The organism is Bacillus haikouensis, assembly GCF_013179555.1.
Lineage (GTDB): Bacteria > Bacillota > Bacilli > Bacillales > Bacillaceae_B > Rossellomorea > Rossellomorea haikouensis_A.
Genome location: NZ_JABMCR010000114.1, coordinates 1 through 12969, shown reverse-complemented (window position 1 = coordinate 12969; position 12969 = coordinate 1). Strand labels below are relative to the sequence as shown.

Genomic DNA, 12969 nt, shown 5'->3' with positions numbered 1-12969 from the left:
ATTGCAGCAGCCAGAGATGCTGCCCCTGCGCCTTCAACCAATGTTTTCTCTCGTTGCAGCATGAACATCATGGCATACGAAATTTCTTCATCGGTGACAGTGACCATATCGTCCACATATTTGCGGATGATCGGGAATGTCAGTTCACCCGGCTTTTTGACAAGGATGCCGTCGGCGATTGTGTGAACATGGTTCAGGGATCCTTTGTTTTTCCCTGTGAAGAAATTATAGGTGGCAGGAGCTCCGAGGGCCTGCACTCCGATAATATTCACCCTCGGATTAAAGGATTTTACTGCAAGTGCCATGCCCGCAAGCAGTCCTCCTCCGCCTACCGGCACCAGGATCGTCTCCAGATCGCTGAGCTGTTGAAGCATTTCGAGCGCGACGGTCCCCTGCCCCGCCATCACTTTCGGATCATCAAATGCATGAACGAACGTTGAGCCTTTTTCCTTCATTTCTCCGACCGCAGCATTATAAGCTTCTTGATAAGTCTCTCCTTCTAATACGATGTTGGCTCCGTAATGCTTTGTTGCCTCCACTTTTGCAGAAGGTGTCCGCTTTGGCATAAAGATTTTCGAAGACGCGTTCCGCTGTGATGCAGCAAGCGCCACTCCTTGGGCGTGATTTCCTGCAGATGCGCAAATGATGCCTCTCCCTGCTTCCTCCCCGGACAGTGACATCACCTTATTCATCGCCCCTCTCACCTTAAAGGAACCAGTGCGCTGCATATTTTCCATCTTCATAAAAATATTGCCTCCCGTGAAAGCATTCAATGTGGAAGACTGCTTTAACGGTGTCCGATGCACTTGACCACTAATCCTTTCCATCGCTTCTACAACTTCAGCACTCTTCATTAAATCCCCAAGACATTCACCTCATTTTGTTTTTCGTATTTCTCGATTTTTTCCCCGTAATGCAGCGTCAGATCGATTTCATCGAGGCCCTTCATCAGCATCGTCTTCCAATATGGATCGACATTGAAGGAAGCTATAAGCCCTTCTGAATCACATAACACCTGTGAATCCAGTGACACTTCAATTCGATAACCATCCGCTTTCTTTTCATTCATAAATAGGGCATCCACCGTATCCTCAGGCAAACTGATCGGAAGGATACCGTTTTTCAGGCAGTTATTATAGAAAATATCCGCAAAGCTTTTGGCAATGACTACTTTAAAACCGAAATCCTGCAGCGACCATGGAGCATGTTCCCGTGATGATCCGCAGCCAAAGTTTTTCCCGCCGAGAAGGATTTCAGTGTCATTGTACTCAGGGGAATCAATCTGGAAATCTTTTCTCAATGTCTTCCCGTCGTCTTCAAATCGCCAGTGATAAAAAAGGAACTTCCCGAACCCTTTACGCTCGATCCTTTTTAAAAATTGCTTCGGTATGATCTGGTCTGTATCGACATTATCACGTTGTAGAGGAAATACTTTTCCTTCAAGATGATTGATTGCCATTTTTCCACCCCCTCATGATACTGGTGCTGCTTTGAATTTTCTTACATCCGTCAGCTTGCCGGTAACCGCGGCTGCCGCTGCCATCGCAGGACTTAGAAGATGCGTCCGCGAGCCGTTCCCCTGACGCCCTTCAAAATTCCGGTTCGATGTCGATGCACAACGTTTTCCAGGAGGAACGATGTCATCATTCATCGCAAGGCACATGCTGCATCCTGCTTCTCTCCATTCAAACCCTGCATCTTTAAATATTTCGTGAAGCCCTTCGGCTTCAGCCGCTTGTTTGACTTTGAACGAACCCGGTACGACCAGTGCGGTTACTTCCGCCTTCACTTTATGACCCTTTACCACTTCGGCTGCCGCTCTCAAATCACTCAATCGGGAGTTCGTACATGAACCGATGAACACATAATCAACCTCAATGTCTTCAATCGGCATTCCGGCTTCGAGACCCATATAGCGGAGTGCTCTTTCCGTGCCTTCTTGGTCTGAACGATCCTGGAAATCCTCAGGATGAGGGACTGATTTCGAGATGCCTGCCCCCATTCCCGGATTCGTCCCCCAAGTCACATGAGGTTCGATGTTCTCGCCTTTAATAATGATATGATCGTCGTATACTGCATCACCATCACTTTGCAGTGATCTCCACTCTTCTTTTAATTCATCATAGGGTTTATGTTCCGGCAGGTGCTCCCTTCCTTCAAGATACTCGAAAGTCACTTCATCCGGAGAAATCAACCCGGCCTTGGCACCAGCCTCGATACTCATATTGCAGACTGTCATCCGTTCTTCCATCGTAAGGTTCCGGATGACGTCACCGGTGAATTCAATGACATAACCTGTGCCGAATCCCACTCCGAATGAGGAAATGATATGGAGGATGACATCCTTGGCAGATACACCGAAACCAAGTTCACCTGAAACTTCGACCTGCATTGTTTTCGGTTTGGACTGCCAAAGTGTCTGGGTCGCTAACACATGCTCCACTTCACTGGTTCCGATTCCAAAGGCAAGTGCGCCGAAAGCTCCGTGAGTCGAAGTATGGCTGTCACCGCACACGATGGTTTTACCCGGCTGCGTCAGCCCCAGCTCCGGACCGATGACATGAACAATCCCCTGATCAGGATGGTGGATGTCCGACAGGTCCACATTGAATTCTTTGCAGTTTTTCTTCAGTGTGTCCATTTGCAGTTTTGCTATTTCATCCCGTACGATATGCCGTTCCCGGGTCGGTACATTATGATCCATCGTGGCATAGGTCAAATCCGGCCTTCTTACTTTCCTGCCCTTGAGCCGAAGCCCCTCAAAGGCCTGGGGAGACGTCACCTCATGAACAAGGTGCAGATCGATATACAGTAAATCCGGCTTTCCCTTTTCTTCGTGTACGATATGTTTCTTCCATATCTTTTCAATAATATTCTTCCCTGCCATGATCTCCCTCCTGGTTTGTTAAGTTTATGAACTTACGATAATGCTGTATTCAGGGCTTGAACCTGTTCTGTGATGCGTGGGTCCTCATGATGTCGAGCTTCCTGCACCTTAACCTCTTTCCACCCTACAAGTAAGCCGCCAGGATCGAGCTCAATGCATGGTCCGCTTCAAGGCGTTCTACTACAAGCTGGCTCATTGCACCTGTTCCGACAACAGTCCCGCGGCCCATTGTCCACAGGTCGCCGGTTCGGTAGCCGGCATTCAATACTTCCTGCACTCCCATTTCGACCATTTCCGCTTCTTCTTTTAATCCGAACGAGTGTCGAAGCATCATGGCAACCGATAGAATCATAGCGAGCGGATTGGCTTTTCCTTTGCCGGCGATATCCGGTGCCGAGCCGTGTACCGGTTCATAAAGGCCGAATGAGTCTTCTCTTAAACTGGCAGAAGGCAGCATCCCCAGAGACCCTGTAATCATGGAGGCCTCATCGCTCAGAATGTCTCCGAACATATTCTCGGTCACGAGTACGTCAAATTGCTTCGGCTGATACATCAGCTTCATGGCCGCTACATCAACAAGCATGTGCTCGACTTCTACATCCGGATATTCGACCGCTACTTCATTTACGACTTCCCTCCACATCCGGCTTGTTTCCAAAACATTTGCCTTATCTACGGACGTTAACTTTTTCTTTCGTTTTTGAGCCAGAACAAAAGCTTTACGTACGATCCGTTCGATTTCGCTGCGTTCGTACACCAGCGTATCGACCGCTATTTCATCGTTCTTTCCATGACGGCCGGATGGCTGACCGAAATATAAACCTCCCGTTAATTCGCGTACGATAACCAGATCAACGTCTTCCACCATTTCTTTTTTCAATGGTGAAGCATTCAGCAAGCTTTCGAATGCTTTCACGGGGCGTAAATTGGCAAATAGATTGAACTCTTTACGGATGGCAAGAAGTCCTTTTTCCGGACGCTGCTGTTTGGGAAGGCTCTCCCATTTGGGACCGCCGACCGCTCCTAGCAGGACGGCATCACTTTCCCTGCAAAGCTTGATGGTTTCAGGAGGTAATGGTGTACCGAACCGATCGACGGCCGCTCCGCCGATATATCCTTTTTCCACTTCGAATTCATGGCCGAACCAGTCACCCACCGCTTTCAGTACTTCTAATGCACCATCCATGATTTCTTGGCCGATACCGTCTCCAGGCAACACTGCGATTTTCTTCTTCATTAGAACTACCTCCTGTTTTAGTAGAGTCTGTATAAACAGCGCTGTTGATTTCCGTGCAAGACTTCGTTTTCCGGGGATGACCCGCGGGCATCCTTGTCTTGCACTCCACTCAACAGCTGGAACTTCGTAATAAGTAATTGGGATCTTTCACAACATAGCTTCGAATAAAGCCCTCAACAAAAACCTTTATTTACCTTATACTCCAACATTCACAGCCACTTTCTCTTTCATTGACGATTTCTGCTGAAGCAGGCGATTCACTGCGTTCAAGTATGAACGGGCCGAAGCCTCAAGGACATCCTGGGCGGTTCCCCGTCCGCTGGTATTTTCCCCGTCATATTCAAGGCGGACATATACTTCAGCCAGTGCATCACGGCCGCCGCCGACTGAGTTGATTTTGTAATCAAGAAGTTTTGACGGAGAAGGAAGCATCAATTCGATTGTATTGTAGATGGCTTCCACGCTTCCTGAGCCGGTGGATGCGAGCTGCTTCAGGCTTCCGTTATCATCACAAAGCTCGATTGTTGCAGTCGGTATATTATCCATTCCGTACTGAACCTGCATTCTTTCCAGTTTGAAACCTGCACCTTCGCCGATTTCCGTCTGCTTGTTTGTCAGGATGCTGAAGAGATCTTCGTCGACGATTTCCTTCTTTTTATCCGCCAATTCCTTAAAGGTCCGGAATGCTTCATTCAGCTTTTCTTCTGTCAGCTCGAAACCGAGCTCAATGGCTTTATTTTTAAACGCATGGCGTCCTGAATGCTTTCCTAGAACTAGTCTTGTTGAGTTTACACCGATCAATTCCGGTGTAATGATTTCGTAGGTCGTCTTCTCCTTCAGCATGCCGTCCTGATGGATTCCTGATTCGTGAGCGAATGCGTTGTTCCCGACGACCGCCTTGTTGGCAGGTACCCTCATTCCGGTCAATTTGCTGACGAGGGCACTTGTTTTCTTGATTTCATCAAGCTTCAAGCGGGTTGTTGCGCCGTAAAAGTCTTCGCGGATACGCAAAGCGACCGAGATTTCCTCGAGAGCTGCATTTCCGGCACGCTCACCGATCCCATTGATGGTTCCTTCGATTTGATCGGCCCCATTTTCAATTGCCGCAAGTGAATTGGCTGTTGCCATTCCAAGGTCGTCATGACAGTGGGCCGATAGTTTTACACCGTCGATATTCGGAACGTTCTCCCTTACAAACCTGAATATTTGCCCGTATTCCCGAGGCGACATGTATCCGACTGTATCCGGGAGATTGATGACTGATGCCCCTGCATCGATCACCTTTTCCATGATTTTCACGAGAAAGTTCAAGTCCGTCCTGCCTGCATCTTCGGCTGACCACTGAACGACAGGGAAGAATTTCTTTGCATATTTAACTGTTTCCACTGCTTTTTCAACGACCTGATCCGGCGACATTTTCAGCTTGTGCGTCATGTGGATCGGGGAGGTTGCGATAAAGACGTGGATCCTTGGTTCCGCTGTATGCTTCAATGACTCCCATACCGCATCGATGTCACGTTTTTGTGCTCTGGCAAGACCAGTTACGGAGCTGCTTTTAATCGTTTCCCCGATTTTTTTCACTGCATCGAAGTCGCCTTTTGAAGCTGCAGGAAACCCGGCTTCAATTACGTCGACCCCGAGCCGTTCGAGCTGCTTTGCCACTTCGATTTTTTCAAGGGTGTTCAGGTTTACACCGGCCGATTGTTCCCCGTCTCTAAGTGTTGTGTCAAAAATATCAATGGTTCGCACTTGCTACCACTTCCTTCTCTTTTTTAGAGGATTTCGGCTGTACAAATGGCATCATTTTACGAAGCTCTTTACCAACTTTTTCGATTTCATGCTGGCTTTCACGTTGATTGATGGCGTTGAATTCCGGTCGGTTCGCCTGGTTTTCGAGAATCCATCCTTTTGCAAATTTTCCTGTTTGAATGTCTGTCAGTACTTCCTGCATGCGAGCTTTCGTTTCATTGTTCACGATACGGGGTCCTGAAACAAAATCTCCCCATTGTGCTGTATCTGAAATTGAATAGCGCATGCCTTCGAGTCCTTGTTCGTACATTAAATCAACGATCAGTTTCAGTTCGTGCAGACATTCAAAGTATGCAACTTCTTTCTGGTAGCCTGCTTCGACAAGGGTTTCGAACCCTGCTTTTACTAAGGAAGTCAACCCTCCGCATAATACCGCCTGTTCCCCGAATAGATCGGTTTCCGTTTCTTCCTGGAAAGTGGTTTCGAGGATTCCTGCACGTCCTGCGCCGACACCTTTTGCGTAGGCAAGAGCCACGTCACGCGCCTTACCTGAGACGTCCTGGTAAACTCCGAATAATGCCGGTACGCCTGCCCCCTCTTCAAATGTTCTGCGGACAAGATGTCCCGGCCCTTTAGGAGCAACCAGGAATACATCGACGTCTTCCGGAGGAACAACCTGGCTAAAGTGGATGTTGAATCCGTGAGCGAAAGCTAAAGCTTTTCCTGCTGATAAGGCAGGCTTGATTTCTGCTTCATACACCTTAGGCTGATGTTCATCGGGAAGAAGGACCATAATCACCTCTGCCTGTTCACATGCTTCGCGGACAGAATAGACATCCAATCCATCCTCCACTGCCTGATCCCAAGACTTTCCTTTTCGTAAACCTACGACTACATCAAATCCGCTTTCCTTCAAATTCTGCGCATGGGCATGACCTTGAGAACCGTATCCAACAACCGCAACCTTCTTCCCTTTCAAAACCTCTTCATTCACATCTCCGTTATAATAAACCTTTACCATTTTGATCATCCTCTCCCATTTTTTTATAAAATTTACGCTGTAGCGATATTTCCTTTAATTGACGATTGAATACTGCTTGAGATCCGTAACTGACTTTCCATTGCCTCTTGCAAATGCGGTGATGCCGGTACGGGCGATTTCTTTGATTCCATAAGGTCTCAGTAAATCGATAATCGCTTCGATTTTTGATGTTTCTCCTGTTACCTGGACAGTCACACTGTCACGGGCCACATCGATGATCGACGCCCGGAACGGTTCGACGATGCCGTTTATTTCTGATCTTGTCTGACCAGTGCTCAATACTTTGATGAGTGCCAGTTCGCGGGCGACAACGCCTTGATCGGTGATGTCTGTTACTTTCAAGACGTCGATTTGTTTATGAAGCTGCTTCATCAGCTGTTCGATTTTGCGGTCGTCCTCCACATTGACGACGAAGGTCATTCTCGAAATCCCTTCCACTTCGGTGTAGCCGACCGAAATGCTTTCGATGTTGAACTGCCGCTTTGTAAATAGACCGGTTACCCGGTTGAGTACGCCGCTGCGGTTATGCACCAGTGCCGTTACAATCCGCTTCATGGTTTCACTCCTAACATTTCGTGGATTCCTTTTCCTGGAGCGACCATCGGGTAGACATTTTCTTTAGGGTTCACCAGGCAGTCGATGAGGACAGGTTCATCACTTGTCAGTGCTTCTCTCAAGACACTTTCCACTTCTTCCTGGGTTTTCACCCTGTATCCCCTGATCCCGTATGACTCTGCCAGTTTTACAAAATCGGGCTGCAAGGAGAAGAGTGATTGCGAATACCGCTCTTCATAGAAGGTTTCCTGCCACTGTCTTACCATTCCGAGTGTGTTGTTGTTCAGGAGCACCACTTTTACAGGAAGATTGAGTTCCTTTAAAAGTACCAGCTCCTGCAGCGTCATCTGGAAACCGCCGTCACCCACAAAGGCAACCACTTTGCTTGCAGGGTTGGCTAACTGAGCGCCGATTGCTGCCGGGAAACCGAAACCCATCGTTCCCAGTCCTCCTGATGTGACCCAGTTATTCGGCTTTTTAAATGAATAATATTGGGCCGCCCACATCTGATGCTGTCCTACATCGGTGGTGACAATCGCTTCGCCGCTTGTCATCTCATATACCTGTTCGATCAGCAGCTGAGGGGACAGTACTTCATTCGTCTTGGTATACCAGAAAGGATTCTCAAGTTTGTATACCTGCAGATGCCGGTGCCAATCTTCCGTTTCTCCTCTGACAGCCTCATGTTCGAGAATCTTCAGGAGCGCCTCCTTTGAATCTGCCACGATCGGGATATGGGTAGTCACGTTCTTCCCGATTTCTGCAGGATCTATATCGATATGGACGACCTTCGCCTTCGGGGCAAAAGTGGCAAGATTCCCGGTAAGCCTGTCGTCAAACCTTGCACCTATATTGATTAATAGATCACATTCATACAGAGCCATATTGCTGGTATAGCAGCCATGCATCCCGGCCATGCCCAAGAATAATGGATGATCCGCCGGAAAACCTCCCAATCCTAAAAGGGTGTGAATAACAGGCAGGTCATAAAGCTCAGCAAAGCATTTTAATTCTTCAGACGCTTTACCGTGTAAAACGCCTGCTCCCGCTAAGATCACCGGTCTCTTTGACATCTTGATGGCATCGACTAGCTTCCTGATTTGCAGCGGGTTCGGATGCAAGTTCGGCTGATAGCCCGGCAGGTCCATTTCCACCTCATTCACCTGAGGGGCATCCATCACCGTCAGATCCTTTGGGATATCCACAAGTACCGGACCCGGCCGGCCCGTGGAGGCGATGTGAAAGGCTTCTTTCACGATTCTCGGCAAATCTTTGATATCACGGACCTGATAATTATGTTTTGTGATCGGCATCGTGATTCCGACCACATCCGCTTCCTGAAAGGCATCGGTTCCGATGACACCTGAAGCGACCTGGCCGGTGAAGATGACAAGGGGAAGCGAATCCATCATTGCATCTGCGATTCCGGTTACCAGATTGGTAGCACCCGGCCCTGATGTCGCAATGACAACACCAGGTTTTCCCGATACCCGCGCATATCCTTCAGCAGCATGGATGGCCCCTTGCTCATGCCTGGCGAGAACGTGCTTGATAGGGGCTTTGTACAGAGCATCATAGATTGGCAGGACTGCTCCACCCGGATATCCAAACAGAATATCAACTTGTTCCTCTCTTAAAGCCTTCATGAGCATGTCAGCACCGTTGACTTTTTCTGCCTGTTTCTGTGAAGCCGGTTCTGCCTCTAACTTAGCTCTCATTGTCAATCTCCTCCTTTTTTTGAAGTGCGCAGCTGCTATACTGCTGTTTCGTTCCATCACTCAGCGGTTGACTCATCCCAGATGATTTGCATATAAAAAAGCCTTTCCACCCACTACGACAGAATTTTATCTTTCGCAGGGGCGAAAAGGCTTTGATCCTTTCCACGGTACCACCCTAGTTCAGAGACGAGCCCGCGGGCCGTCTCCCTCAGCAGACTGATCTACTCTTCATCAGCCTTTGTTTTTGTAACGAGTACCAACTACTCGATCATTCCTACTCAAAATGTTCAGAACGATACTCAGAGGGGATGTCGGCATCGGGTGTATTACTGGTTCGCAGCACCACCAGTTCTCTGGAAATACAATATCCGATCCTTTTACCTCTTCAGCGCTTTAAGCGTTATTATGTTTTCAAGATTCCACCTGTACTTGCGGATGTTACCAGCTTTGCGTATCTTGCGAGATACCCTTTTTTGATTTTTGGAGGAGGCTGCTCCCAATCCAGCTGTCTGAATTTCAGTTCTTCCTCGGAAACCATCAGTGATATAGTTCGGTTCGTTAAGTCAATAAAGATCGGGTCGCCATTTTCAATGACTCCGATTGGTCCGCCTTCAGCAGCTTCAGGCGAAACATGCCCGATTGAGATTCCGCGGGATGCGCCGGAGAATCGTCCATCTGTCATAAGGGCCACTTTCTTTTCGAGTCCCCTTCCGGCAATCGCTGCAGTAGGAGCAAGCATCTCAGGCATTCCGGGGCCTCCTTTCGGCCCTTCATACCGGATGACCACGACGTGTCCTTCTTTTACCTCTCCGCTTTCAATTCCGGCGAGTGCGTCGTCCTGTGATTCATAAACAATGGCTTCACCCATGAATGTTTTGATCGAAGGATCGACCGCCCCTACTTTGATGACGCCGCCATCCGGAGCGATGTTTCCAAATAAAACGGATAACCCTCCAACCGGACTGTGGGCAGTTTCTTTTTGACGAATCACATCTTCATTCCGGATGTGGGCATCCATGACATTTTCATAAAGTGATTTACCGGTGACAGTGATCCTGTCTTTGTGCACGGCGCCCATTTCACATAGTTCCTTGATGATGGCACTGACTCCGCCAGCGTTGTGAACATCCTGCATGGAATAATCGGATGCCGGACTTATTTTAGATAAATAAGGGACGCGTTCTGCCACCTTATTGATCCTGTTGATGTCGTAATCTATTTCTGCCTCGTTCGCGATCGCCAGTGTATGAAGAACGGTATTGGTTGAACCGCCCATTGCCATATCCAGCGCAAAGGCATCGTCAATGGTATCTTCCGTGATAATGTCCCGTGGTTTGATATCTTTCTTCACCATTTCCACTAAGTGCTTTGCAGCATCCTTAATCAATTGATGCCGTTCTGCTGAAGTGGCGACAATCGTCCCGTTCCCAGGAGGCGCCATTCCGAGCATTTCCATCAGTGAGTTCATGGAATTTGCAGTGAACATTCCTGAACATGATCCGCAGGTCGGACAGGCGTTCTGCTCAATATCAAGCAGCTGTTCTGCCGTCATCCTGCCTGATTGGTGAGCACCCACCCCTTCAAAAACAGAAACGAGGGATAATGGACTTCCATCACTCGATACCCCGGCTTCCATCGGACCGCCTGATACAAAGACGGAAGGCACATTCGTTCTGACCGATGCCATCAGCATGCCGGGGGTGATTTTGTCACAATTCGGAATGTAAAAGACTCCGTCAAACCAATGGGCGTTAATCACTGTTTCAGCTGAATCTGCAATGAGTTCCCTGCTCGGCAATGAATATCTCATTCCGATATGCCCCATCGCGATACCATCGTCGACTCCGATTGTGTTGAATTCGAACGGGATTCCTCCAGCTTCGCGGATGGCCTCTTTCACCACCTGTGCAAAACCATTTAGATGCATATGACCGGGAATGATATCAATATAGGAGTTACAAACTCCGATGAATGGTTTTTCAAGGTCTTCCAGTTTGACCCCTGTCGCATAAAGCAAACTGCGGTGCGGGGCCCTGTCGATTCCTTTCTTGATCATGTCACTGCGCACATCATCACCTCCACTTATCCGACTTGGGCATTTTGTTTGTAAACTTTTCTTCCATCCTGCGTGACAGTGTTTCTGAATTCCTGCAATAATTGATTCGTATAAGAACCAGGCTTGCCGTCACCGATGATACGTCCGTCAACCTTGACTACCGCGATGACTTCGGCTGCCGTCCCTGTTAAGAATACTTCGTCTGCTGTATATACATCGTGACGGGTAAACACCTCTTCTTTAATATCCAACCCAAGGTTATCTGCAATTTCGATGATCGCATTCCGGGTGATTCCTTCAAGTGCCCCTACATAGCCGGGAGGCGTGAGGATCTTACCTTTTTTCACGATAAAGATATTGTCGGCTGAGCCTTCTGCTACATATCCTTGATCGTTCATCATGAGTGCTTCACTTACCCCTGCTAGATTTGCCTCGATTTTTACAAGAATGTTATTTAAATAGTTCAGGGATTTCACTTTAGGTGATAGAACATCTGCCCGATTCCGCCGGCTTGCGACCGATACGATTTCGATGCCTGTTTCATAAAGGTTTTTCGGGAACAGAGCCAGCTGTTCTGCGATGACGATCAGCTGCGGTCTGCTGCAGGAAAAAGGATCAAGTCCAAGGTTCCCTACTCCGCGGGAAATGACTACCCGGATGTAGGCATTCTCCAGCTGATTTTTCTTCAAAGTATCCACGATGATGTCGCACATTTCCTCTTTCGACACTTCGATATTGAGCATGATGGCTTTCGCTGAGTCATAAAGGCGATCAACATGTTCTTCCAGACGGAATACATTTCCATCGTACATCCGAATCCCTTCGAACACTCCATCTCCATAAAGAAAACCATGGTCGTAAACAGATACGACTGCGTCTTCCTTCTTAACGTATTGACCGTCCAAATAGATCCATTGTTCGTTCATGTTAATCATTCCTTCCCCGGTTGAATTGGATTTTATAAAAAAGAGATTTTTGCTGATTTGCAGCTTGTGTTGACTGCTGCAGTGGAGCCTTTTTTCAATAGCCTCGGACTGCGTACACGAATCAGCCGATGACCGGTTTGTTCCGGCTCTTAAATTTATATTGAGGACAATATTACGCCCGTTTGATGGGAAGGTCAACAGTATTTTTGTAAATTTTTTGACTATTTAGATTTATCTGATTTATAGTAACCGCTTACATCTCTGTCCTTATTGAGTTTGTGAGCAAGAAAAAAATTTGATTTTTTTTAGTGATTGTCCATTCATTCTTTTGTTCGGATTTCGAGACAATTCTACAGGCTTTGAAGAGTGCTTCTGAGGGGAGGTGGGTCGGCAGGACTATTTTTTGAGGATAGAAATTCTCAATTTAAACCGTTAATTGATAATGGGGAAGCCGAGTTGACTTTAAAGTTTTTTCAGGTGAATTACGCGTATTGAAGAAGGGAAAGTTATATAAATTTTAGTCTAAATGAAGTATTTGTTTAACAGATAAAGGGGGCTTGGCCTCGAAACGAGTATTGTTCCGGCATGCTCCAACCTTATTCTGTCGAAATTGGTGAGAATCCTGCCGTTTCGATCATTAATCCCATCGAAGTTACGGTTAATTCTGCCGGTTTGCTCAATAATCCTGCTGAACTCTATATTAATCCCGCTTTTTAACATTTTTTTCAAATCATTAGACCCACGCGGTTCCGTCAGCCATTTCTCATCCCTAAATTAAAATCCCTCTAAACAAAAAAAC

Annotated in this window: 10 protein-coding genes; all 10 read right to left on the bottom strand. The window is 47.5% G+C overall.

The annotated features are described in order from the left end of the window. Nucleotides 1–854: threonine ammonia-lyase (locus tag HP456_RS12190; RefSeq protein ID WP_172251447.1), on the bottom strand; the 854-nt coding region annotated here is incomplete at its 3' end. After that, on the bottom strand, nucleotides 854–1459 hold the full coding sequence (gene leuD / locus HP456_RS12185; RefSeq protein ID WP_172251446.1) for a 3-isopropylmalate dehydratase small subunit: 606 nt from the start codon (nucleotides 1457–1459) through the stop codon (nucleotides 854–856). The genes HP456_RS12190 and leuD, both read right to left, overlap by 1 nt. A 12-nt stretch (nucleotides 1460–1471) precedes the next feature. Further along, a complete protein-coding gene (gene leuC, locus HP456_RS12180) occupies nucleotides 1472–2887 on the bottom strand; it encodes a 3-isopropylmalate dehydratase large subunit (protein ID WP_172251445.1) in 1416 nt (471 codons plus the stop codon). Nucleotides 2888–3011: 124 nt separating this feature from the next. Then, complete coding sequence (gene leuB, locus HP456_RS12175) at nucleotides 3012–4124, bottom strand: 3-isopropylmalate dehydrogenase (RefSeq protein ID WP_172251444.1); 1113 nt, start codon at nucleotides 4122–4124, stop codon at nucleotides 3012–3014. Nucleotides 4125–4319: 195 nt separating this feature from the next. Next, on the bottom strand, nucleotides 4320–5873 hold the full coding sequence (locus HP456_RS12170) for a 2-isopropylmalate synthase (RefSeq protein WP_172251442.1): 1554 nt from the start codon (nucleotides 5871–5873) through the stop codon (nucleotides 4320–4322). Further along, nucleotides 5860–6894, bottom strand: a complete 1035-nt coding sequence (gene ilvC / locus HP456_RS12165) for a ketol-acid reductoisomerase (RefSeq protein WP_172251439.1) — start codon at nucleotides 6892–6894, stop codon at nucleotides 5860–5862. The genes HP456_RS12170 and ilvC overlap by 14 nt, the downstream gene beginning before the upstream one ends. A gap of 54 nt (nucleotides 6895–6948) precedes the next feature. Continuing rightward, on the bottom strand, nucleotides 6949–7470 hold the full coding sequence (ilvN, locus tag HP456_RS12160) for an acetolactate synthase small subunit (RefSeq protein WP_172251437.1): 522 nt from the start codon (nucleotides 7468–7470) through the stop codon (nucleotides 6949–6951). After that, entirely contained in the window at nucleotides 7467–9188 is a 1722-nt protein-coding gene (gene ilvB / locus HP456_RS12155) for an acetolactate synthase large subunit (RefSeq protein WP_172251425.1), read from the bottom strand. Before ilvB ends, ilvN begins: the two co-directional genes overlap by 4 nt. 403 nt (nucleotides 9189–9591) lie before the next feature. Beyond that, complete coding sequence (ilvD, locus tag HP456_RS12150) at nucleotides 9592–11256, bottom strand: dihydroxy-acid dehydratase (RefSeq protein WP_172251423.1); 1665 nt, start codon at nucleotides 11254–11256, stop codon at nucleotides 9592–9594. Between the two features lie 14 nt (nucleotides 11257–11270). Next, nucleotides 11271–12170, bottom strand: coding sequence for a branched-chain-amino-acid transaminase (gene ilvE / locus HP456_RS12145; protein ID WP_172251421.1), 900 nt, complete (start codon nucleotides 12168–12170; stop codon nucleotides 11271–11273). Nucleotides 12171–12969: the final 799 nt, after the last annotated feature.